We start from the raw sequence: 24,291 nt of genomic DNA, 5'->3' as shown, positions 1-24,291 counted from the left end.
TTTGCGGGAGATGAAGGATGTTGTTACGAGGTTTGACCTGGCTGGTGCTGTTCCAATTGCTCGGCACCGCCATCAACCATTTGTTTCTGCCGGTGCTACCGGGGCCGATCATCGGCCTGCTGCTGTTGCTGGTGTTTTTGATCAGCCGGGGCCAGGTGGGTGAGCCGCTGAATCTGGCGGCCAGCAGCCTGCTGCGTTACCTGCCGTTGCTGCTGGTGCCGCCGGCCGTGGGCGTGATGGTGTACGCCGCCGACATCGCGGCGGATTTCTGGGCCATCGTCGGCGCGCTGGTGTTGTCGCTGGTGTTGTCCCTGGCGTTTGCCGGTGTCTTGATGCAGCGCATGATCAAGCGTCACGCGTCTCACGAGGACGACCAATGATCTTCGACTGGCACGGGGCCTGGGCGTCGGTAATTCATCATCCGTTGTTCGGCATTGGCATCACCCTGGGCGCCTATCAACTGGTGCTGGCGGCGTTCGAGAAAACCCGCTGGATCTTTCTGCAGCCGGTGCTGGTTTCCATGCTGCTGGTGATCGGCGTGCTGGTAGGGTGCGGCCTGACCTACGCTGAGTACCGCAAGAGCACCGAGATTCTCAGCATCTTGCTCGGCCCCGCGACGGTCGCGTTGGCGGTGCCGCTGTACCTCAATCTGCGGCGGATTCGTCAGTTGTTCTGGCCGATATTTACTACGCTGGTGATAGGCGGCGTGGTTGCCACGGGCATGGGCGTATTGCTGGGCTGGTGGTTTGGTGCCGAACACATGATCCTGATGACCATGGCGCCGAAGTCGGTGACGTCGCCGATTGCCATGCTGGTCGCCGAACAGATCGGTGGCGTCGCGGCGCTGGCCGCAGTGTTCGTGTTGATCACCGGGGTGATCGGGGCGATCTTCGGACCGAGTCTTTTGACCCGGTTCGGTGTCCACAGTCCTGAAGCCCGCGGCATGGCCCTGGGCATGACCGCCCATGCGGTCGGTACGGCGGTGGCGATGCAGGAAAGTGAAGAGTGCGGCGCCTTCGCGGCGCTGGCGATGAGTCTGATGGGCGTGGCCACGGCGGTATTCCTGCCGTTGGCGGTGTCGATGGTGGTGTAAGGAAATGTCTATGAGCTTGCCGCTTTTTCCGCTGAACACGGTGTTGTTTCCGGGCTGCATCCTCGACTTGCAGATTTTCGAGGCGCGTTACCTGGACATGATTGGTCGCTGCATGAAACAGGGCGGCGGCTTCGGCGTGGTTTGCATCCTCGAGGGCGAAGAAGTCGGCATCGCTCCGGCGGGCTATGCGCTGGTCGGGTGCGAGGCGCTGATCACCGACTTCAAGCAGCAGGACAATGGCCTGCTGGGCATTCGGGTGCATGGCGGGCGGCGTTTTCACGTTGTGCGCACTGAAGTGCAGCGTGATCAGTTGATTGTCGCCGAGGTCGAATGGCTGGAAGACGAGCCCGAGCAACCGCTTCAGGACGAGGACGCCGACCTGGTCGCACTGCTCAAGGCCCTGGCGGAACACCCGATGGTCGAAGCACTGAACATGGGCAACGAAGCGACCGGGCAACAATCGCTGGCCAATCAGTTGGCGTATCTGCTGCCGTTCGCCGAGTTGGACAAGATAGATCTGCTGCAACTCGATGATCCACAGCAGCGGCTGGATGCGATTCAGGCGCTGCTGGATGAGTTGCAAGGGGAGTTGTTTGCCTGAGGCGCTGGCGCTTTTTGTTGCTTATCGATTTCGATGGTCTGGCAGTATGTTCGTCCCGTGAACAGTGAAGTACCCGCCGCCCATCGATGACCCACAATGACACCGGGACAGATCCCTGGCGTCATTTTTTATGGGCAGCACGAGGGAGGAGGGGATCGGTTTTTTGTTATCAGGTTCTGTAATGCTCGGGAACTGGCCAGACGATGTCGTTGGCAAATACCTCAACGTCTTTGGGAAGTTCCAGTACCGGTTTGCCCGAGGCGGCGACCTCATCGATCAGCTGATCATAGCGAGTTATCGGTATATGGAAAATCCCATCGCCCTCGCCCGGAATCACCTCTTTGCGATAGGATACGACCATGTTGTCTCCTGCCCAGGTTGCTCTCTCGATAGCGTCAGCGTCGGCACCGGCTTGTCCGTATATATCGTCGACCCTGGCGGCCCGACTCAATTCAGAATTCACCAGCCAGAGCCTCTCTGCGCTGATGCCTCGGGTGGGCATTGATATGCGGCCTTCCAGGTCATCCGGGTCAAACTGTATTCCAGTTCGATTAAGTCGGACGTTTTCCCAGCCGGGTACGACCTCGATGCCGCGAGTGTCAATGGCATAGATGAAACCCTGTCGTTGGTTTCGCCGAAGGGCCGGATAGTCTTTTGCGTCGTCAAACACAAAGGAACTGTCGGAGTCCGACTCGGAGCCATCACGATTTCCTTCTGTAACGGTGCTATCGGAATCCGAACCCCTGGCGGGGTAGAGGTTGGCTTGAGAGTTGTACTCCAGTGGGTGTTCATAACCGCCCAAATGTTCTTTGTACCCGATGGCGTTACCCAGGCTGAACGTTACGCTGAATCCTCGTCTTGTGGTCGAACCGGTTGCGTTGCCTTTAAGGTGGATCATGCGCCTGTCTCGGGCCAACTCTAGAGGTGTACGATGGTCCCCCCTGAACATCGATGGAATATCCGTTCGGTATAAAGCACCGTGCAGATTGCGCTGATAGCCAGCGTATTGCAGGTACTCGTCAAAGAATTCTTCGGTATATCTTTCCCGTGGGTTGAGGCGGTTGTCATAATAATCGCCTTCATTTCGCAACCTGAGGATGAACGGTTCCAACTCTTCAGCGATCAGTTTAAATCTTTGATCGTCGCCTTTGTTTTGGGTCAAAAGCTTGTGTTGTTCCGCCCACTCAGGCATTTGCCCGCTTTCCAGATCCTGGCGCAACCGTGTCTGTTGGTTCTCGCTCAGGTTGTAGCTGCGCAGGAGTTTCGCGCGCTCGGCGAAGGAATGCTGCGGATAGACCCATTTCAGTGAATCGGTTACATAGAGGTGGTCGGCAGGTTCTTCGAATCGCTTGACCCATAGCGGCACTTTGCCGGTTTTTTGCACTTCCGCCCGGAAAACCAGAATTTCCGGGCCGTGAATCCGGTACAGTTTCCAGATATCGCCATCGGTCCATTGCGTCAGGTTCAGCGGTCCAGACGTATCGCCCCTGGCTTGGGCGGGATCTACGCGAACCCATCGGTGCTGTTCATCCCTGAAGGCGAAACCGCTCTCTGGGGTGTTAAAAGGCGAGCTGCGGAGGCTGACGCCATAATATCCTTGGGCATCCGGTAGATGGGCGACGGTGTATCGGTTGCTGTCGAAGTAGGTGGAGGGTTTGCTCAAGCTCCAGACACCACCTGCGGCGCTTCGATAAAGCGGTGGCCCGAATGCGCCTTGCTCGTGAGGTGACTTCGCGCGGTAGGTATCAAGTCTTGTATCGAATTCGACCATCACCGTCTGTAGACCGTTGCCCCCCTCAACCTCGACGTCGACAAAGTGTCTATTCTTGAAAATCCGCAGTCCGTTCTCATCGGGCGCAGGCAACCGGCTGGAGGCCTGTTGCACATAGGGCGCCAGCGGCGGCGTCTTATCACGACCGGGCGGGGCGGGAGATGGGAGGACGGTATCCACCGCAGTCGGCATCTTGGGAGCTGTGTTATCGAGCGCAGTGTCTTGGGCCAGCTTCGCAGTAGAGGATGATTCACTTGAACCCGCGGGCCAGAATCGATTGCCCGGAACGAAAACTGAATCGTCGAACGATCCGTCCGGGGTTCTCGGTCGGGGCGTTGAGGTTCCCGGTGCATCGATCGATGGCGTTGTGGGGCGGGGTCCGGGTTTTTGACGCATAAGGGGTCACTCCATCTTTAATGAGTCAGCCATTCCTTCGGCTGAATGAGGCTAGCGCCGGCGTGACGATGAACGTCACGTCGGGTTTGCAATGTTCAGATTGATTAAACAGTCTCGATCGGTTCTATAAAGAGCGTCTGGGGGGCAATGCGGTAGTCAGGATCCGTATCGACGCCCCAATAATCATTGGTTGAGTTGTAATACACCGTCCCGTCAATTCGTGGCGAGAAGCCAATGTTTTTAACAGCAATTTTCGTGGCCAATTCCTCTCGTTGCTGGTGCGCTCGAAGGTCAGCCAGCAAGGCATCGACGCTGGCGTAGCCATGTGCGTTGATCAGGTAGAGTTGCAGCACTTCAAATAAAAGTTCGACGGAATAGATATTTCCGGATGACGTCGCCACGCTGATGGATTCCACCGGTCCCGGGTGGTCCAGACTCGGCAACTGGATCACCGCGCTACCGACTTGCAGGTTGTCGGAAGTCAGCCGTATTTCATTGCGGGTAACTGTTTCTGTCAGTTCTGTACTGAAGAGGGTCCAGGTCGATGCGTTAGAGGTTTGCTCGATCGCACCCGGTGTGTACAGGCTGAGCAGTGTATTACTGACGGGATACACGTCGTAGCTCGAGGCCTGGCCTTTCATTACATAGATGCCGGTATGGGGAGGTGCCGGGAATGTAACCTGCTGGGGGGTGGTGGAGAGCGTAAAGGGCTTGATATATTGCGGTTGTCTAAACCTATAGCGCCCGCGCCGAGGATGCAAACATTCCCGAGCGCTACACAGTTTGCGGCCTGGGGAGGCTGCGTCGTTTTTAAAGTTCAGGCGCGGGGGGTGTATTTGATAGGATTCGCCATCCTGCATGACCAGTACAACATTCGCTTGGTAAAAGCCATTGATCCGAATGTTGTTATTAAAAGAGGTTCCTGTTCTTCTCCCTCGTTTTTCGTGAAAGAAGTTTGAGATGTTAACGAGTTTCGAGGACGGCAGCCGAATCCATATATTGAATTGCGAGTAATTCAGGTTGGTATATCCCGAGGGACCCATGATCACTTCGACGGTATAACTTGCTTGAATTGAAACTATTTCTTCGGTTTTGTAATCCAGATAAACCACCGCGGGAATTTCAGATGCGTAGGGGTTGGCGACCAAATCGACGCTGCCGCCAGCGCGCGAAACAAAGGTATGCCTCGGCTCCCGCTCCGCGAGTACCACGACTCCGCTGTTGGTGATGTAGGGAGCCGGCGCGGGCTGTCCGCCAGTCTCGACGTAATCTACATCGTAAGCGAGTGAGTCAGAGGGGAGAGGGAGCAAGGTGAGCTCCAGCCAGTAATTGTCCTGAGTTTTGAGCTGCAGCCTATTGTTTTTCACCTGACGCATACCTTCGACATGTTCGTAGACATGCTCGATGGTCAACACGTGGTCGGGGAGTTCGCCATTCTCGTTGCGCAACGAAGTGATCACCAGCGAAGTACCGACGATCTGCAACCGTTGAATGCGCTCAAGTGGCCAGCCGAATTCGATCAGGCTTGCTTGTTCGCCATCTTCGACAATGGTCACTTGAGCCGTGGTGTCCGCAATGTAGTAGCGATCCGTTCCTGGGCCGCCATCAACCCGAGAGTGCCACCCGCGGATCGCGATCGTGTCATCACCTGGCCCGGCATCGATGTGGTCGTAACCGTTGGCCGAGATCTGATTGGCATTGTCGTCCCCGGTGACTCGATTTGTACCCTTTCGCAAGGTCGAGACGTTTTCGATGGAGGTGAACTCCGCGACCAGGATGTCGTCTTTTGCACGGTCCTCATGACGCAAGGCAACCTTGCCGGTCTGCAGATTGACGTCGTAACCGACATGACGTGTATCAGCGCGGGGACGGGATCCCTCGAAGGCCAGCGTGTCGGACCCCTCAAATCCGTCAAGAACACTGGTTCGTATCGGCTGCTGTGGCCGGTTCAGTTCCGCTTCGGTTGTTTCGAAGTAAAAACTGTCATTCTTGTCACCACCCACCAGTTTCTTTGTACCCTCCCGATAGATGAAAATATTGGGCTTGTCCTTGGGGGCATAGACCTGATCATCGCCGTCACCGAGCCGCCAATAAATGCTCTTGTTTTCGCCTGGGGTGCCTTTGACGCTGCCTTTGAGGTCTGACGCAAGCCCGTCACGAGCAAGGATAATGTCGTCGGTCTCAACGATAGTCGGCTCTGTATCGAGTTTATACGGTTGTTCCCCGGCCTTTTCATCCCATTGGTGGTACCAGATTTGGATGGTCTTCAACGTGACGTCGAAACTGCCGTTCACGATGTATTCCAGCTCTTCCTTATGAGTACCTTCAAGCAAGTGTTTTGCCGAAAGTTCTAACTGTAAGGTGTGATCGCTGAACGTCTTGTTAATCTTGAAACGATCCAGTATCTCCTTGTCCTGTTCCTTGCCTACAAAAGCGAGCCATCCGGCGTGCAACCGTTCGTCGAAATTCAATTCAACATAATCGTCAATGTCGTCCACGACCCGGGCGGCCCGGTAGATTTCCGCTCCGAGGATGAGGATGGCAGCTGCAGCGAGACCAACAGGGCCGGCGACGGTGCCGAAACCGGCCAGCGCCGCCACGCCCAGCGCAAGGCTAATGCCTGCACTCGCCACGCTCACGCCGCCACTTACATAATGATCCTGGGCTACCTTGCCTTGCGAGGCGGCGGCCGCATTAAAGGCATTGACGGCACTGACAATGTCAAAGGGCAAGGTGATCGCGCTGGCAAATAACCCGCCACCCCGACTGAATACGGTACCGACTGACGTGGCGGAAAACCGTTTGAGTATCACCGAGCCGCTCTCGAGCATCGCGACGCCACCCTTGGTCAAGCCTCGTTCAATGATCAGTGAACCGAATTCAGCGCCGATCGAAACGCCGTTAAACACTGCTTCGCCCGTGTCGCCAGCGTCGAGGGCTTCAAAGGCCCCTTTGAAGCCACTATAGATTCCGAAGGCCTGCATTCCAACGCCTACCGTGGCTACGCCGCGGTGCGCATAGCTTTTGGCCTTGGCCTTGAGCAGGCTATCGGACTGTATGGCATGAATATCCAGTTTTTGCGCCGACTGGCCCAGCTTGTTGAGGCGATCTATCGGGCTGTCGAGCGTAAGCGGGGCGGAGGCGGCGAATAGCGGGGGGGCGTCGACCGAGCGGCTGATAGATATTTCAAAGAACAGAGTGGCCACGTTGCCACTGTGTGGCGTTTTTGTTGCGGATTTGACACGGTTCCCCACCATCGCAGGGTCGAAACTCAGCCCATCGATAAACGTCTGGTCGGGGGCCCTCATGTTCGTGTTTGCCGTGCTGATGGCGCCACCATGCACCCTCGCGCCCATGGCCTTCAGTTCTACGCGAGTGATGCTGGAATTGCCAAAGCGCAATGGTCCGAAATGTTCATCGAGGAATGCGAGTGGGCGACGGGAAACCTGGCTTGGGTGCGCAGGCTCCAACACTTCCGTTGGTACAGGTGTCAAGGGTGGCGCACCGGGAGACGTATCAATCTGGCCGGCGGCCGGCGCATGACTGTTAGCCGATTGACTGATCGCCGTTACTTGTAACGGACGGTGGGTTGAAACTTCCATGGCGGGTTCAATTAGTTTGGCCATTGTTTAATCCTTTAAATAATGAGCGTTATGAGCACCGATTTTCCTACCGGCGCGGGGGTTGGTATTTCAAGGCCATATGACGTCATACGCAAATTCGTTTTTGTTGCCAGACAGCCTGAGCATCGGTTTACCCGCGGCCTCCACGTCATCGATCAATTGGTCGTATTCATGTTTGTTGGCGTGACCCGCGTGCGTAGAGGCTTCGATTTTGTCGCCGCGACTTCCTGCTTGCTGAGCGATGTCTTTTACATTCGCGCCCTTTGTCAGGGCTGAGTTCAACAGCCAGACCCGGCCTGCTTCCAGTCCTTTTTTGGTCACCGAAATCAATCCTTCGTAGTCATCGTCGGGAAACCAGGTGGGCGGCGTGTCGCGGGCCGCCGAGTTGAAATTATGGTTTTCTTCATGCGGGACCACTTCCAGTGTGCGGGTATCCAGCGCATACAGAAACATTTCCGTCTGCCGCGTTCTGGTGGGTTGGTAATGGCGTTCATGGTCCCAGGGGACCGGGCTTCCTGTATCCGACCACTCGGAAGATTCGCTGCTGTCCGAGTCGCTTGCATCACTGGCGTCGCTGTCCGAATCGTTTGTGTTTTTTCCAGGGTATTTATTGAGTTGTGAGTTGAATCGCAGGTACTCGGGATCTGGGGCCGAGGCATACATCAGGCCTTCCTTGAGGCTGAAGGTGGCGCTGATCGGCTTATCGGTGGTGGCGCCGGGACTGTGGGCGTAGCGGGGTAGCATGGTGTTGTCGTTCGCCAGTTCGAACGGGGTGCGCTCGTCGCCCCTGAACAGGGCCGGTATGTCCGTTCGATACAGGCAGTTGTTCTTGTTGCGCCGATAACCCAGCTTAACCAGCAGCGCTTCGCGCAGTTGGGGTGTCAGGCTGGTCTCGGGGTCATACCCTTCATGCCGGGCATCACGCTTGAGATTCAGCTCATTGATGGCGTCTCGGCTAAATTGATCGAGGTAGAGGGGATTGCCAACGTCTTCAGTCATGCGTTTGTGCGCTTGTACCCATGGCGGCAATGTCAGTTCAGTCTGCAAGTGTTGTTGCAGGCGAGACAGTTGGCTCGGCAGCAGGTTGTAGGACTGCAGGAGCGCCTGGCGTTCGTTCGAGGTCAGGGTCGGGTGCAACCAGTGCAGTGAATCTCCCACCAGGTTGACGACCGGGTCGTCCGTTACATTGGGCTCGACCCAGTGCGGCGGCTTGCCCAAGGCCTGTGCTTCGCTACGGAAACGCTCGATTTCCCGACCCTGAATCCCGTAGAGCTCCCAGATCTCCTGGTCGGTCCAGTGTGTCAGGTGAGTGGGTTGCGAGCCGAATCCTCCTGTAGGGGGGTCGACCTGAATCCAGTTTCCGTGACGATCCTGGAACGCAAATCTTATGTCGGATTGATTAGACCCCCACCTTGGCGTGAGTTCGTGATAACCCTGGGCATCCGGTGAGCGCATCGACGCGGTGTAAAGACTTTGATTGACGTAAGTTGGCGTGTCGGAAGAGCGCGGTCGTTTAGGTACAACCGTTGTTTCGGGCGGCTCGCTCGATGACGGTGCGGGCCGCTTTGTCGTGGAGTCACTGCCTGTCTGGAGGTCATGGCGGGCAACTGCTTTTTCACTGATCTGCGGGGGCAGGCGCCAAGTGAGACTTGCTTCGTTTTTATACACGGCCGGGCCGCTCGGAAGTTGCTCCGTCAGTAACTTCATTCGATAGACACCGAGCGTTTCATCAAAGTCGACATGAGCGGTACGCACAACGCCTCCATCGTCTACATCGACAAATTTGCGTCCGACGATGTAGCGAAAGCCGTCATCATTTGGTGCTTGCATGCCACGCAGAAATTTCGCCGAGAACCAGTATTTGCTCAATGATGTATCGCTCTGCAAAGAACTGGTAATCGTTCGGGTCGGCAAGTCGGTAATTTCAATGGAAGGATGGATGGGCAGATCAACGTCCGGGCGTACAGCAGGACCCATGTCGGAGGTCAATGGAACTATGGCGTCGGCAGGCCATACTCTATGAGGGGCGAGTATTGAGGTGTCCGACTCGGGCCTTATGGATGGCTCGTTCGTTGAACCCGGTTTGGGCGGTTTTGTCACCGGTGGTTTGCTGGGTGTTTTGGGGCTCATGGTAACTCGCATATAAATTAAAGTTGATAAATATGTTGGCGTGTCTAATGGTGTTGTCGGTAATTAGGATGAAGCGATGTGTTAAATGTGACATTGATGGTATGTTGACTGCGCGTGGTTCGTAGTCAAGAGGTTTTAATGTAATTGATTTTCAAGGTCGTGAAAGGTGCGGCTTTGAAAGTGGTGGGGAAATATGTAACTTCGATTATTGGTAGCGCAGATATTCTGCGTAGATGCGGTCGCGCCGCAGCTATGCAGCATGCGCGCAAATAAGGTATCAGAATCATTCGGTCCCAACGATGAGACGGAAGCCGTCCGCGTCAGGCTATATATGTTAAGCGGTATTTTATTGTGGGTAATACACCGTCTACAACCCACTCGTCGAAGAGTGGGTTGTATGCAATATTTACCGTAGTCTAAAATTTCTCGATAACAAGGTCTTCAGGCTTGAAGCGGTAAGCCCGATTCGTTTCGATGCCCCAAAAATCATTCGTCGAATTGTAATATACATTACCAGCTATTTGCATGTGGCGAAGGTTTTCAAATTTGATCTCATGCGCCAGCTCTCCACTGTCTTTGTGTTTACGGATCACCTCCAATATCGCATTGAGATCGAAATAGTACGATGCATCAATTAGAAAAAGTACCATTTGGTCAAAAATCCGATTGACTTCGTAAATGGTTCCGCGTGTTGTCGCAACGCCAATTGAGTCCATCGGTACTGTGGTATCGTTGTCAGGCGGTAATTCGACAATTACGTTGCCGACGTGCAATATGTTGCCTTTCAGGAGGATATCATCATAAGTAACAGGGGTTTCCATCTGTGAGGTATACAATGTCCATGTAGATGCGTCTGATTTTTTGGTGAGTGCATCAGGTGTGGATAGGTGGAGGCGGGCATTGTCTGTTAGATGAGTTTCGTATTTCGATGCTTGGCCGAGCAACTGGTAGATGCGTGTATGAGGCCCAGAGGGGATATTGATACGCTGCGGGATAGGTCGCAGTGGTATTTCTACCGGGATGCCAGGACTGTTAAATATATACAGACCTGATCGAGGTACAAGGTAATCGTTACTTTTGAATGTGTTGATCCCGATTTTATGTTCATAAGTGTTGTCGTTGAAGGCAGTAGCCGATAATCGAAAGGATTTTTGGTCGTTTGTGATAATGAATACGTTTCTGCTACTAAGCCAAACTGGTTTGATAGTGCTGATTTGTTTGGTGTCATATCGACCGCGCGCGCTGGCGATTTCCGCGAATGTGATGCTTTTGTCCGGTAGTTTTATCGTGATCGCAAAATCGGTAAGATACACGTATGGGGAACGCTTAGGGTCTGTGCCCTCCACGGCGTGATAATGCCCGGTGACTTCCTGGATTTCAGTGCTTTCATAGTCCAGGTATACAGTGCAGGGCGGTAAAGCGGAACCGATGTCTTTGACTAAGGTAATTGGCAGCTCACCTTTTGATATATAGACGTGATGTGAATTTAAACTCGCTTCATATACCTTGCCGGCATTGACAATAGCGGGGGAGGGCACGGTGCCGGGAACGATCGTTTGCGCTTTAATATAGACAGCCCCTCCGATGGTTAATAGCGTTGGTAGCACAGGACTTATTTGAAACCCATCCTTGGTCGTTGCGAGTAGTTTAGAGTTTTGTAACTGTCGATTCGCTCCGACTTGTTGGTAAACGTTCTGCACGATGATAGTGCGAGGGTGTAACTCTCCATCCACACCGCTCTGAGAATCTATGATCAAGGAACAGTCTACGATTCGCCAGCTCTGAATGCATTCGAGCGTCCAATCCAATTCTATTATGGAGTTATCTTGCCCATCTTCAATAATCGAGACCTGGTGGACACTTTCCAGGATTTTGTAATGGTCGACACCCGTGCCTCCATCTATCCGGGATATAGTGCCTGCCACCGTAATTGAGTCATCGCCGGCACCGGCGTGGATGGTGTCATTCCCATTGGCCGCGATAATATTTGCCGTTTCGGTTCCTGTCACATGGCTTGTGCCGCCCGACAGGGTGCTCACATTCTCGATGGATGTCACCTGTGCGAACGGCACTGGCGCCACGTCTGGCTTTTGGCTTCTGAGATCAATCTGGCCGGCATTGAGATCAATGTTGTAGCCGGCATGCCGGGTATCGCGGTGGGGATGCCGTCCCTGGAAGATCAGCGAGTCGTTGCCGCTGCCGCCGTCCAGCGAACTGATAGAATGGATGCTTACCTTATCAAGCGTGGTAGCGGCAGCATTGAACTGGAAATGGTCGCGCTCCTCCCCCCCGGTCAGGTATTTTGTACCCTCCCCATAAGTAAAATAGTTAGGTTTCCCCCTCTCCCCTAAAGCGATATCGTCGCCATTGCCCAATTTTAACAGGTTACCTTTGCCTGGGCCTTTTTCACCTCTTGTCACCCCCGGCACATCGGGCACTCCTTCCCTTATGTCGTAAACGTCTCTGTCATCTATAATGGTCGCTTCATTGGCGACATCATATTGCGGAAATAAAAAAAACAACAATGATTTGCTATTCATGGCTTGAAGAAGGGTCGGTAGTCTGCGCTTTGGTTTGCCAGGTCGCAGCTCAACCTTGAAATTTCCTTCCACGATAAGTTCGAAATTATGTTTGTACGGTCCCTCCAAAAGCGATTTATTATAAGTCCCAGTTTGTTTGACATGTCTATCTACCGCTATCGCACTGTTGAAACGATCCATGACGCCGCTGGGAGCGTCATTTCCGGTAAACGCGAGAAAGCCTGTTAGTAAGCTTTCACCAGCACTCAGCTCAATGTAATCATCTATGTTGTCGACCAGGCGCACGGCCTGGTAAATTTGGGCGCCCATTATGAGTACAGCCGCCGCCGCGATTCCGATGGGCCCGGCAGCGGCTCCGTAACCGGCCGCCGCTGCCAGGCCTAGTGCTAGGGAGAGGCCTGCGCTTGTTACTGCGACACCGCCCATTACGTAATGGTCCTGCGCCTCTTTGCCCTTGGCACTGGCGGCCGCATTGAAGGATTGAACTGCACTTAAGATATCGAACGGGAGCGTAAAAATGCTGGCCAATAGCCCTGCGCTTCGGCCCAGGTGGATGCCTACGGTAGTTCCGGAGAACTGCCTGAAGACCTTCGAGCCATTCAGGAGCATGTTCTGACCCACCTTCGTCAATTTAACCTCAATCGCCAGCGACGTCAGTTCAGTGGCGATACCTCCGATATTTATTGCTACTCCGGTCCCGTCGCCTGTCTTGATGGCTTCTGTAATACCTACTAGCCCGCTGTAGAGGCCGTACGCTTGTAAACCCGTACCTGCGACGCCCACGCCCTGGCCTTTGAGATTGTCGAGCCATTTGGGCATACGTAAGTCGGATTGAACACGGTGAATATCAATTTTTTGCGCTGACACCAGCAGTTTGTCGTATTGGTACATGGCGCTGTGGGGGGGCAAGATATCAGCGTTGTTGAGAACAGGCGGGGCGCCGACAGTACGTATACTGGCAAGATCGAAAAGCATGCCGGCTACAATGGAGCTGTCCGCGTTTTTCACCAACCGTATCCGGGCCTCGACTTCGGCTGGATCAAAACTGAGTGCGTCTAAAAAGCGCTGGTCGGGCGATTGTATATTTGAGTTGTCCGGGCTGATGGGTGCTCCATCTACCGTGGCACCCAAGGCGCGTAATTCTTCTCGACTGATATCGAACTGGCCGATTCGCAATGCTCCCAAGTGTAGGTCGAGGCCGTTGAGCGTAAGATTGGGTGAGTCGGGAACGGCTTTGATGGGGCGCGACGGCAGTGAGGGGGTCGGAGAATGACTATTGGTCGAGGCATCGATATTCATTACTTGAACACCGCTCTTGGAAAAGCTATATGGGATGTTTGTTTTAGGTTCAGACATTTTCAATTCCATTTGATGTGACGTTGTCTAAGGGTTCGGCATCCTGCTGACCCTGAAGGAATAGTTGTGAAAGGTTTACAAGTTGTGTGTCGTTTTTGATTTGGCACGTATTTCCAATGCATACCGTTTAATACCTTGGGTTAATGTTGGGGTCTATCAGGCCCAAGGCAGATAGGGTGTTGAGCAATCGGTGCGCAATTAAGCAGCTTGGTCTATGCGGTTTTAGGATCGAAGGCTTCAGTAGAAATATCAAGCGGCGGATGGGTGGTTTTATTGTCGGGATATTACTGTATTGTCTTGTTGAGTTTTATTGTGAGTGTTTTTTAGTGTGTTGATAGAGACTGTTGTTCCAACTGTTTTGGCAGGACATATAAGTTAGACTGAATATGTTTATAGGGGCGGAGAAGTGAAGAAGTCCGGCAACATCTCAGGCTTCTTCATTTCAATTAGAGCGATCAGTAGGCGTACCGTAACATGGCATGGGAGAAATGCCGCAACGCGAAGAAGCTGAAGGCCGCCACCATTGCAGGTAAAATCAGCCACCAGATTTTCCACTGCATGGCAGGCAGCGGCGTCTCTCGCTGGCTCAGCCACAGGACGGCTGCGCAGACACAGCTCGCCAGCATCGCCCCGGCGAGAATGTCGCTGGGCCAATGAGCCCCCAGGTACACCCGCGACAAGGAAATGGTCAGTGCCGGCAGGCAGCCCAGTAGTAGCCAGGTAAGGCGCATGCGCGGTGGTTGTTCGCGACCGGCCAGGATGGCGATGGTCAGGAACAGCGCGAATGAGCCGGAGGCATGGCCGCTGGGCATGCTGTAGCTGGTCAGCGGGTCGGTGAGTACTTCCGGGCGCAGACGAGCTAAAAAGTGCTTGATTCCGGTGTTGGCCATCGCGGTGATCAGCAGTGTGGCACCGGCGAAAAGCGCCTGTCGCCATTGTCGAGCCAGAAGCAGCAATCCCGTCAGCAGCGTGCTGAAAATCAGCATGTAACGGAACTCTCCGATCAGTGTGAAGGTCACGGCAACTTCATCCAGCGTCGCACTGCGGTGCTCCTGCACCAAGGTCATCACGCCCTGATCCAGGGCGGTCAAGTGCGGATAGCCGATGAACAGGCCGATCAGGATCAGCAGGCTCATGCCACTGATCCAGGTCGTCGCCCGGCGATGGCGGCGCAGGCTGCTGGTCGCACTCAAGCCGACCATCACTGCCACACTGCCGGCGACAATACCCGCCTGCAGCCAGAAACCTTCCGGTAACGGCAGGCGGATCGCCGCGCCGGTCGCCCATCCCGGTAGCAGGTAGGCGACGCTCCAGCCTGCGGCGGCCAGCAGGCTGACGGCAGCGAAGCGCGGAAACGGCATGTCGAACATCCCGGCGACCATCGGCAGCATGGGCCGCAACGGACCAATAAAGCGTCCGACCAGCAGACTGGCGATGCCGTAGCGCTGGAAGTAAGCCTCCGCCCCGGCGATCCATTCCGGGTGATGGCGCAACCCGGGCAGGCGCCGGATGTTCTGGTGGAAATGTCGCCCCACGAAGTAGGAAACAATGTCACCCAGCACGCCGGCGACGAACCCCAGCAACAATGTTTCACTCAGCGACAGCGCGCCGCTGCCGGCCAGCACCGCCACGGCAAACAGCAATACCGTGCCAGGCACGATCAACCCGGCAATTGCCAGGCATTCCACGAAGGCCACGATGAAAACCGCAGCGGCCAGCCATTGCGGGTTGGCCGTCAACCATCCGGTTACGCTATCGAGCCATGGGCCCATAAAGACAACTCCCAACTTATCGATTGTGTTTACAGCAAAAAGTAATCGCGGCCTTCGAGTTGCCCTCGTCGCAGCGGATTGCGCGTGCAATAAGCGGCATACGCGGCATCGACGAAGCGATACATCAGGTGTTCGTCACGTCCATGGGGGATGCCCAGGCGCGTGGTTTGAATGATGTGGGCGGGTGCAGCCCCGATATCTTCCACCAGCAGCACTTCATGGTCGAAGCGCTTGGCGTCCCAGGTCGGCACCTTCAGGCCCAGCGCCTTGCAGAGCAATGTCTGCCCGGCACAGAGCTTTTGCGAGGGGCGAGGGCGGCCCTGGGCGTCCGGATTGTTCAGCAGCATTTGCGCCAGGCTCGCCGGTCCGCTCAATTCATCGACCCAGGGATAGCCGGATTTGATCAATACCGCATTGCCGGGACCTTGGGCACTGAAGTTCAGTGAATCGCCGCCACGGGCGTAATACATGTAGATGTGACCGCCATCCAGAAACAAAGCCTTACGCTTTTCTGTGTAGCCAAGGGAGGCATGACTGCCTTTTTCTTCGAAGTAATAGGCTTCGGTCTCGATGATTCGAGCGCTCAGCCATAGTTCACCGACCCGATGCCGGATCACTTTGCCCAGTAATTCCCTGGCCAGCGTTTGGGCGTCCCGGTCGAAAAATGCGTCCGGGAGTGCCGTGGGCAGGCTCGTTTCGGAAGCACGAACAGTCAGATTGGTCATGATGAACGGTGTTTATCAGGGCTGATTGAGTCGTGATGATAACAATTTGCAGCTTAATCACGGCTGAACGTCGGCAAATTGCCCTCGATTTCGACCATCCGCCTGTCACCGCTGTTAGTCCCGGGACGCGACAGCTATAATCTGCCGCTTTACTCTTTACCAAGACCTTATCAAAGACCACTCCAGACCATGACTGAGTCCGTTCTTGACTACATGACCCGTTTGGGTCGCGCTGCCCGCGAAGCTTCCCGCGTCATCGGCCGTGCCAGCACTGCGCAAAAAAACCGCGCATTGGAGGCTGCTGCCCAGGCGTTGGACGCTGCTCGCGCCGAGCTGATAGCTGCCAACGAGCTGGATTTGGCGGCTGGCCGCGCCAACGGTCTTGAACCGGCCCTGCTGGAGCGGCTGGCGCTGACCCCGGAACGCATTGACGGCATGATCGTCGGTTTGCGTCAGGTTGCCGCGCTGCCGGATCCGGTCGGGGCGATCCGCGACATGAGTTATCGCCCCTCCGGGATTCAGGTGGGCAAGATGCGTGTGCCCCTGGGTGTGATCGGGATCATCTACGAGTCGCGGCCGAACGTGACCATCGATGCCGCCAGCCTGTGCCTGAAGTCCGGTAACGCGACCATCCTGCGCGGTGGCTCCGAGGCGATTAACTCCAACCGTGCCATTGCCGCCTGCATCCAGCGCGGCCTGGCCGAGGCCGAGCTGCCGGCGGCGGTGGTGCAAGTGGTCGAAACCACCGATCGCGCCGCCGTTGGCGCGCTGATCACCCTGCCTGAATACGTCGACGTCATCGTTCCCCGTGGCGGCCGTGGTCTGATCGAACGGATCAGCCGCGATGCGCGCGTGCCGGTGATCAAGCACCTGGACGGCATCTGCCACGTCTATGTCAGCGCCCATGCGGACCTGGCGAAAGCCCAGCGCATCGCCTTCAACGCCAAGACGTACCGTTATGGCATCTGCGGCGCGATGGAAACGCTGTTGGTGGATCAAACGGTAGCCAAGGATTTTCTGCCGGCCATGGCTGCACAGTTCCGCGAAAAAGGCGTCGAGCTGCGTGGCTGCGAACGAACCCGGGCGATCATCGAGGCGGTTGCTGCAACGGAAGAAGACTGGAGTACCGAATACCTGGCACCGATCCTCTCGATCCGCGTGGTCGAGGGACTGGGTCAAGCCATTGAGCACATTAACAAGCACGGCTCGCATCACACCGATTCGATTGTCAGCGAAAACCTGGCAGACACCCGGCGTTTCGTCGCTGAAGTCGATTCGTCGTCGGTGATGATCAACACCCCGACGTGCTTCGCCGATGGCTTCGAATACGGATTGGGTGCCGAGATCGGCATTTCTACTGATAAGCTGCACGCCCGTGGCCCGGTGGGTCTCGAAGGACTGACCTGCGAGAAGTACATCGTGGTCGGGGATGGTCAGTTGCGCGGCCAGGCGTCGGTCTGACTTGGGCGACCTCAATCCGTCGGCCCCGGTGACCACCCGCGACCCTGCGCCTCGGCGCATCGGCATGCTGGGCGGGACCTTCGACCCAGTGCACATCGGCCATTTGCGCGGTGCGCTGGAAGTCGCCGAATCGCTGGCGCTCGATGAGCTGCGCCTGACACCCAGTGCCAGGCCGCCTCATCGCGGTACGCCGCAGGTGTCGGCGATAGACCGTCTGGCGATGGTCGAGTGCGCGGTGGCCGGTGTGGCGCCGTTGGTGGTGGATGCCCGCGAATTGCAGCGGGACAAACCGTCCTACACCATTGATACCCTGGAGCTGATGCGTGGCGAACTGGCCGCGCATGACCAGGTTTTTCTACTTTTGGGCTGGGACGCATTTTGCGGCCTGCCCACTTGGCACCGCTGGGAAGAGTTGCTCCAGTATTGCCACATCCTGGTGCTGCAACGCCCGGATGCCGACAGCGAACCGCCGGATGCCTTGCGCAACCTGCTGGCAGCGCGCTCGGTGAGCGACCCGCTGGCCCTCAAAGGGCCGAGCGGACAGATTGCATTCGTCTGGCAGACACCGCTTGCGGTATCCGCCACCCAGATCCGTCAACTGCTGGCCAGCGGTAAGTCGGTACGTTTCCTGGTGCCCGACGCGGTCCTGGCCTACATCGATGCGCACGGACTTTACCGTGCGTCGAACTGAATAGGAGTGCCTCAAGGCACGTAGCAACAACGTGTATTGAAGCGCCTGAACATACGAGCAAAACGAGTTTTATATGACTGACAAAGCCCAAACCAAAGTAAAGCGCAAAGGCACGTTCAAGAGCGCTCCGCTGCCAGTAGAGGCTCCAACCGGGCCGGAGCTGCGTGGCGAAGAACTGGTCAAGGTGGCCGTAGCAGCCCTGGAAGATGTGAAGGGCCAGGACATCCAGGTCATCGACGTTCGTGAAAAGCAAAGCATCACGGACTTCATGATCATCGCCACCGGTACCTCCAACCGCCAGATCGGCGCGATGCTGGACAAAGTACGCGAAGCCGTCAAAGCCTTGGGCGTCAAGCCGCTAGGTGAAGAAGGCAAGGGCGACAGCGACTGGGTGCTGCTGGACATGGATGATGTCATCGTCCACATGATGACCGCCTCGGCGCGTCAGTTTTACGACCTTGAGCGTCTGTGGTCCGGTGCAGAACAGAGCCGTGCTCTGAACGCGGCTCACCACAGCCCGGAAAACACCCATGAGCACTTCGTCAAGCTCAACAAAGACCAGCAATAAGGGACCGCTGTGCGACTGCGACTGATCGCCGTCGGTTCACGCATGCCCAAGTGGGTGGAAGAAGGCTGGCATGAATATGCCAAGCGTCTTCCGTCCGAGCTGGCGCTGGAACTGGTGGAAATACCGCTCAACACCCGTGGCAAGAACGCCGACGTGGCGCGCTTCATCCGTCAGGAAGGCGAAGCCATGCTGGCCAAGGTCGGGCCGAACGAGCGGATTGTCACCCTCGAAGTCCACGGCAAGCCCTGGAGCACCGAGCAACTGGCGGTCGAACTCGATCGCTGGCGGCTGGACTCGCGCACGGTGAATTTCATGGTCGGCGGCCCCGAAGGGCTGGCGCCGGAAGTCTGTGCCCGGGCCGATCAGCGCTGGTCGCTCTCGCCGTTGACGTTGCCGCACCCGCTGGTGCGCATTCTGATCGGCGAACAGCTGTATCGTGCCTGGACAGTCTTGTCCGGCCACCCTTACCACAAGTAGTTCTGCCCTCATGCCCCAGCCGATCCGCCTCAAGGACCACGAAAAAGACGCCCGTCTGGTGCGTGGCCGCGTCGTGTTCGGGGCAATTGCGGTGGTGGCGCTGATCTGTGTGTTGATCGCGCGGCTGTATTTCCTCCAGGTGATCCAGTACGAGTACCACTCGACCCTGTCGGAAAACAACCGCGTCCATGTGCAGCCGATTCCGCCGACTCGTGGGCTGATCTTCGACCGTAACGGCGTGGTGGTGGCCGATAACCGGCCAAGCTTCAGCCTGAGCATGACCCGCGAGCGCTCCGGCGACTGGCAGCAAGTGCTCGATGTGATCGTCGAGGTGCTGGGGCTGACGCCCGAGGACCGGGTGATCTTCGAGAAACGCATGCGACAGGGGCGCCGGCCGTTCGAGCCGGTGCCGATCCTGTTCGAGCTGACCGAAGAACAGATCGCCCGCATAGCGGTCAATCAGTTCCGCCTGCCCGGGGTGGAAGTGGTCGCGCAGTTGGTTCGCCACTACCCGCAGGGCCCGCATTTTGCGCATTCCGTGGGTTACATGGGGCGGATCAACGAGAAGGAGTTGAAATCCCTCGATCCGGTCAACTACAGCGGCACCCACCACATCGGCAAGACCGGCATCGAGCGGTTCTATGAGCCTGAATTGCACGGTCAGGTGGGTTACGAAGAGGTCGAGACCAACGCCCGGGGGCGCGTATTACGCGTGCTCAAGCGCACCGATCCGATTCCCGGCAAGGACATCGTGCTGAGCCTGGACATCAAATTGCAGGAAGCGGCCGAAGCAGCACTGGGCGGTCGTCGCGGCGCGGTGGTGGCGCTGGACCCGAAAACCGGTGAAGTCCTGGCGATGGTCAGTGCGCCGAGTTTCGACCCGAACCTGTTCGTCACCGGCATCAGCTTCAAGGCTTATGCCGAGCTGCGTGATTCCATCGACCGGCCGCTGTTCAACCGGGTCCTGCGTGGCTTGTACCCGCCGGGTTCGACCATCAAGCCTGCTGTGGCGATTGCCGGCCTGGATGCCGGCGTCGTGACCGCCTCGAGTCGGGTGTATGACCCCGGCTTTTACCAGTTGCCCAACTACGATCACAAATACCGTAACTGGAACCGTTCCGGTGATGGCTTCGTCGATCTGGACACGGCAATCATGCGTTCCAACGACACCTACTTCTACGACCTGGCCCACAAACTGGGGATCGATCGGCTGTCGGCGTACATGGGCAAGTTCGGCATTGGCCAGAAGGTCTCGCTGGACATGTTCGAAGAGTCGGCGGGGCTGATGCCGACTCGGGAATGGAAGCGCGCGACCCGCCGTCAGGCCTGGTTCCCGGGTGAAACCCTGATTTTGGGGATCGGCCAGGGCTACATGCAGTCGACCCCGCTGCAACTCGCCCAGGCCACTGCGCTGGTGGCCAACAAGGGTGTCTGGAACCGGCCGCATCTGGCCAAGACCGTCGAGGGCGAGCGGCCCAAGGACGAGAACCCGATGCCGGACATCATCCTGCGCGATCCGTCCGACTGGGCCAAGGTCAATCATGGCATGCAGCAGGTCATGCACGGCGCCCGGGGTACCGCGCGCAAAGCGGCGATCGGTGCGCAATACCGCATCGCGGGTAAAAGTGGTACGGCCCAGGTGGTCGCGATCAAGCAGGGCGAAAAATACGACCGTTCCAAGGTCCAGGAACGCCATCGTGACCACGCCTTGTTCGTTGGTTTCGCACCGGCCGACAACCCGAAGATCGTGGTGTCGGTGATGGTCGAGAACGGCGAGTCCGGTTCCGGCGTTGCTGCACCCGTGGTGCGTCAAATCATGGACGCCTGGCTCCTGGACCAGAACGGTCGGTTGAAAGCCGAATACGCCAGCCCAATCAGCGCGGAGGCTACGGCCCGTGAACAGTAATTTCGATCGCATTCTCTCCAGCGAGGATGTGATGCGTCGTCGAGCGACGCTGTTGCAACGCATGCACATCGACGGCCCGCTGCTGATCCTGTTGCTGACCCTCGCCGCCGGCAGCCTGTTCGTGCTGTATTCGGCCAGCGGCAAGAGCTGGGACCTGCTGGCCAAGCAAGCCACTTCGTTTGGTATCGGCCTGGTGTCGATGGTCGTCATTGCCCAGTTCGAGCCGCGCTTCATGGCCCGTTGGGTGCCGGTCGGTTATGTGATCGGCGTGCTGTTGCTGGTGGTGGTGGACGTGATGGGCCACAACGCCATGGGCGCCACGCGCTGGATCAATATTCCCGGGGTGATCCGCTTCCAGCCTTCGGAGTTCATGAAGATCCTGATGCCGGCGACCATCGCCTGGTACCTGTCCAAGCGCACCTTGCCGCCCCAGCTCAAACACGTGGGCGTCAGTTTGTTTCTGATCGGCTTGCCCTTCATCCTGATCGTGCGTCAGCCCGACCTCGGCACTTCGTTGCTGATCCTGGCGGGTGGTGCTTTCGTGTTGTTCATGGGCGGCCTGCGCTGGCGCTGGATCCTCAGCGTGCTCGCCGCCGCCGTGCCGGTGTCGATCGCCATGTGGTACTTCGTCATGCACGATTACCAGAAGCAGCGAGTGCTGACGTTTCTCGACCCGGAGAGCGATCCCCTGGGCACCGGCTGGAACATCATCCAGTCCAAGGCCGCCATCGGTTCCGGCGGCGTGTTCGGCAAGGGCTGGCTGCTAGGCACCCAGTCGCACCTGGATTTCCTGCCGGAAAGCCACACCGACTTCATTATTGCCGTCATGGGTGAAGAGTTCGGCCTGGTGGGCATCTGCGCACTGCTGCTGATCTACCTGTTGTTGATCGGTCGCGGGCTGGTCATTACCGCCCAGGCCCAGACATTGTTCGGCAAATTGCTCGCGGGCAGCCTGACCATGACGTTTTTTGTTTACGTTTTCGTCAACATCGGTATGGTCAGTGGCCTGTTGCCGGTCGTGGGGGTGCCGTTGCCGTTCATTAGCTACGGAGGAACTTCGCTGGTGACGCTGCTGTCAGCGTTTGGGGTTTTGATGTCGATCCATACCCATCGTAAGTGGATCGCACAAGTTTGAATAAGGTGAAGATTTCAATGCAAGTAATGCGTGGCTGGGCGACTCGATACGCGCCATGGGTCGGCCTGGTAAGCATCCTTGGCACAGCGCAGGACGCGTTGGCCGGCGATTACGAAGGCTCACCCCAAGTGGCCGAATTCGTCGGTGAAATGACCCGCGACTACGGTTTTGCCGGTGAACAGCTGATGGGCGTGTTCCGCGAAGCCGAGCGCAAGCAGTCGATCCTCGACGCGATCTCGAAACCCGCCGAGCGGGTCAAGCAGTGGAGCGAGTACCGCCCGATGTTCATCACCGATGCGCGCATCGCCCGTGGTGTGGACTTCTGGCGTCAGCACGAGGCGATATTGGCTCGCGCGGAACAGGAATACGGCGTGCCGGCGCAAGTGATTGTGTCAATCATTGGCGTTGAAACCTTTTTCGGACGCAATACCGGAAATTTCCGGGTCGTCGATGCCTTGTCGACCCTGGGTTTCGACTATCCTCCCCGAGCCGAATTTTTCCGCAAGGAATTGCGCGAGTTCCTGCTGCTGGCCCGTGAAGAGCAGGTCGATCCATTGACCCTCAAGGGTTCCTACGCCGGGGCGATGGGGCTGCCGCAGTTCATGCCGAGCAGCTTTCGCGCCTATGCGGTGGACTTCGACGGTGATGGCCACATCAATATCTGGAACAACCCGGACGATGCCATCGGCAGCGTCGCCAGTTACTTCAAACGTCATGGCTGGGTAGGCGGTGAACCCGTGGTCAGCCGCGCCGATGTGCGTGGCGATCAGGTGGATCTGGGTTTGACCACCGGTATCGAACCGACTAAAACCGTGGGGGAGTTGCGAGCGCTGGGGTGGTCAAGTCATGATGCGCTGCGCGATGATATGCCGGTCACGGCATTCCGCCTGGAAGGTGACAAGGGTCCTGAATACTGGATGGGCCTGACGAATTTTTACGCGATCACGCGTTATAACCGCAGCGTGATGTACGCCATGGCCGTACATCAACTGTCTGAACAGCTGGTCCAAGCACGGGGCGTCAAGTAATGCGGGCATTGCCTATGAATAAACCCCTGAAGCTGATGGCATTCGCCGCGTTGACGGTGCTGGTCGCCAGTTGTTCGACCAGCCGCTCGCCGACGCCAACAAAGTCTTCTCCGGCCGTCGTGCGTGCAACGCCAGGCCTGGACATCAACCGCGCGCACAAAGACGGTGCGCCTTGGTGGGACGTCGACGTATCGCGCATCCCTGATGCGACACCGACCCTGCACACGGGTCCTTATAAAGCCAACCCGTATACCGTGCTGGGCAAGACTTATTTCCCGCAGCAAGAATCCAGGTCCTACGTCGCGTCGGGCACGGCGTCCTGGTACGGCACCAAATTTCACGGCCAGAACACCGCCAATGGCGAGGTCTATGACCTGTACGGCATGAGTGCCGCGCACAAGACCTTGCCGCTGCCCAGTTACGTTCGGGTGACCAACCTGGACAACAACAAGACCGTCGTCTTGCGGGTCAACGACCGTGGGCCGTTCTACTCTGACCGGATCATCGACTTGTCATATGCCGCCGCCAAGAAGCTCGGTTATGCCGAATCCGGTACGGCGCGGGTCAAGGTCGAAGGCATCGATCCGCAGCAATGGTGGGCCGCCAAAGGGCGTCCGGCACCGTTGATGCTTAACGAGCCGAAAATCGCGCAAAATAACGCCCCGGTGATCACGGCTTCGGCCGGCACCGTTGAACAATGGACGCCACCGCCGCAGCAACACGCCGCGGCGGTCGTTCCTGTGCCGATCGATGCAAAAAAAAACGCTTCTGCACAAGCCTCTGGCCAGTATCTGCAGGTGGGCGCGTTCGCCAACCCGGACGCTGCAGAACTCCTGAGATCGAAGCTCAGCGGGATGGTGAGCGCTCCGGTGTTCATCAGCTCGATCGTGCGCAATCAACAGACGCTGCATCGGGTTCGCCTGGGGCCGATCGGCTCGCCGGGTGAAATCCAGCAAGTGCAGAACAGCGTGCGCCTGGCCAATCTCGGTTCGCCGAGCCTGGTCACCGCCGAGTAATA

At 57.0% G+C, this 24,291-nt stretch carries 17 protein-coding genes; 11 read left to right on the top strand and 6 right to left on the bottom strand.

Annotation, left to right across the window (positions count from 1 at the left end; all coding sequences use genetic code 11):
• Positions 1–17 precede the first annotated feature (17 nt).
• The 3 genes from PMA3_RS26655 to PMA3_RS26645 are packed head-to-tail and all read left to right on the top strand — an operon-like array spanning position 18 to position 1,694.
• Entirely contained in the window at positions 18–380 is a 363-nt protein-coding gene (locus PMA3_RS26655; protein ID WP_064679970.1) for a CidA/LrgA family protein, read from the top strand.
• Positions 377–1,093, top strand: coding sequence for an LrgB family protein (locus PMA3_RS26650; RefSeq protein WP_064679969.1), 717 nt, complete (start codon positions 377–379; stop codon positions 1,091–1,093). Before PMA3_RS26655 ends, PMA3_RS26650 begins: the two co-directional genes overlap by 4 nt.
• 10 nt (positions 1,094–1,103) lie before the next feature.
• Positions 1,104–1,694, top strand: coding sequence for an LON peptidase substrate-binding domain-containing protein (locus tag PMA3_RS26645; protein ID WP_064679968.1), 591 nt, complete (start codon positions 1,104–1,106; stop codon positions 1,692–1,694).
• A 169-nt stretch (positions 1,695–1,863) separates the two neighbouring features.
• Here PMA3_RS26645 and PMA3_RS26640 read toward each other — a convergent pair whose 3' ends face one another.
• The 6 genes from PMA3_RS26640 to PMA3_RS26615 form a co-directional block, all read right to left on the bottom strand.
• Positions 1,864–3,861 carry a hypothetical protein gene (locus PMA3_RS26640; protein ID WP_064679967.1) on the bottom strand — a complete coding sequence of 666 codons (1,998 nt, stop codon included), beginning with the start codon at positions 3,859–3,861 and terminating at the stop codon, positions 1,864–1,866.
• Positions 3,862–3,965: 104 nt separating this feature from the next.
• Complete coding sequence (locus PMA3_RS26635; RefSeq protein WP_064679966.1) at positions 3,966–7,487, bottom strand: hypothetical protein; 3,522 nt, start codon at positions 7,485–7,487, stop codon at positions 3,966–3,968.
• Positions 7,488–7,553: 66 nt separating this feature from the next.
• A complete protein-coding gene (locus PMA3_RS26630) occupies positions 7,554–9,461 on the bottom strand; it encodes a hypothetical protein (protein WP_237140672.1) in 1,908 nt (635 codons plus the stop codon).
• 569 nt (positions 9,462–10,030) lie between these two features.
• Positions 10,031–13,510, bottom strand: a complete 3,480-nt coding sequence (locus PMA3_RS26625) for a calcium-binding protein (RefSeq protein WP_082930433.1) — start codon at positions 13,508–13,510, stop codon at positions 10,031–10,033.
• 455 nt (positions 13,511–13,965) lie between these two features.
• Entirely contained in the window at positions 13,966–15,282 is a 1,317-nt protein-coding gene (locus PMA3_RS26620) for a bifunctional DedA family/phosphatase PAP2 family protein (protein WP_064679964.1), read from the bottom strand.
• Between the two features lie 29 nt (positions 15,283–15,311).
• A complete protein-coding gene (locus tag PMA3_RS26615; RefSeq protein ID WP_064679963.1) occupies positions 15,312–16,007 on the bottom strand; it encodes a DNA-3-methyladenine glycosylase in 696 nt (231 codons plus the stop codon).
• A 189-nt stretch (positions 16,008–16,196) separates the two neighbouring features.
• Here PMA3_RS26615 and PMA3_RS26610 point away from each other — a divergent pair, with 189 nt between their 5' ends.
• The 8 genes from PMA3_RS26610 to PMA3_RS26575 all read left to right on the top strand — a co-directional run bounded on the left by PMA3_RS26610 (position 16,197) and on the right by PMA3_RS26575 (position 24,289).
• Positions 16,197–17,468, top strand: coding sequence for a glutamate-5-semialdehyde dehydrogenase (locus PMA3_RS26610; RefSeq protein WP_064679962.1), 1,272 nt, complete (start codon positions 16,197–16,199; stop codon positions 17,466–17,468).
• 64 nt (positions 17,469–17,532) lie between these two features.
• Positions 17,533–18,159 carry a nicotinate-nucleotide adenylyltransferase gene (gene nadD / locus PMA3_RS26605; protein ID WP_167355137.1) on the top strand — a complete coding sequence of 209 codons (627 nt, stop codon included), beginning with the start codon at positions 17,533–17,535 and terminating at the stop codon, positions 18,157–18,159.
• 73 nt (positions 18,160–18,232) lie between these two features.
• On the top strand, positions 18,233–18,727 hold the full coding sequence (gene rsfS / locus PMA3_RS26600; RefSeq protein ID WP_064679960.1) for a ribosome silencing factor: 495 nt from the start codon (positions 18,233–18,235) through the stop codon (positions 18,725–18,727).
• Positions 18,728–18,736: 9 nt separating this feature from the next.
• Positions 18,737–19,204 (top strand): 23S rRNA (pseudouridine(1915)-N(3))-methyltransferase RlmH, encoded by a 468-nt coding sequence (rlmH, locus tag PMA3_RS26595; protein WP_003185785.1) that lies wholly within the window; start codon positions 18,737–18,739, stop codon positions 19,202–19,204.
• A 10-nt stretch (positions 19,205–19,214) separates the two neighbouring features.
• Positions 19,215–21,110 carry a penicillin-binding protein 2 gene (gene mrdA, locus PMA3_RS26590; RefSeq protein ID WP_064679959.1) on the top strand — a complete coding sequence of 632 codons (1,896 nt, stop codon included), beginning with the start codon at positions 19,215–19,217 and terminating at the stop codon, positions 21,108–21,110.
• 31 nt (positions 21,111–21,141) lie between these two features.
• Complete coding sequence (rodA, locus tag PMA3_RS26585; RefSeq protein ID WP_064680817.1) at positions 21,142–22,245, top strand: rod shape-determining protein RodA; 1,104 nt, start codon at positions 21,142–21,144, stop codon at positions 22,243–22,245.
• A 17-nt stretch (positions 22,246–22,262) separates the two neighbouring features.
• On the top strand, positions 22,263–23,273 hold the full coding sequence (mltB, locus tag PMA3_RS26580) for a lytic murein transglycosylase B (RefSeq protein ID WP_064679958.1): 1,011 nt from the start codon (positions 22,263–22,265) through the stop codon (positions 23,271–23,273).
• Positions 23,273–24,289 (top strand): septal ring lytic transglycosylase RlpA family protein, encoded by a 1,017-nt coding sequence (locus PMA3_RS26575; protein ID WP_064679957.1) that lies wholly within the window; start codon positions 23,273–23,275, stop codon positions 24,287–24,289. Before mltB ends, PMA3_RS26575 begins: the two co-directional genes overlap by 1 nt.
• Positions 24,290–24,291 lie beyond the last annotated feature (2 nt).

The sequence above is a fragment of the Pseudomonas silesiensis genome, assembly GCF_001661075.1.
Classification (GTDB): domain Bacteria; phylum Pseudomonadota; class Gammaproteobacteria; order Pseudomonadales; family Pseudomonadaceae; genus Aquipseudomonas; species Aquipseudomonas silesiensis.
The sequence above is the reverse complement of the archived record's forward strand: the minus strand, read 5'-3'. Positions and strand labels throughout refer to the sequence as shown.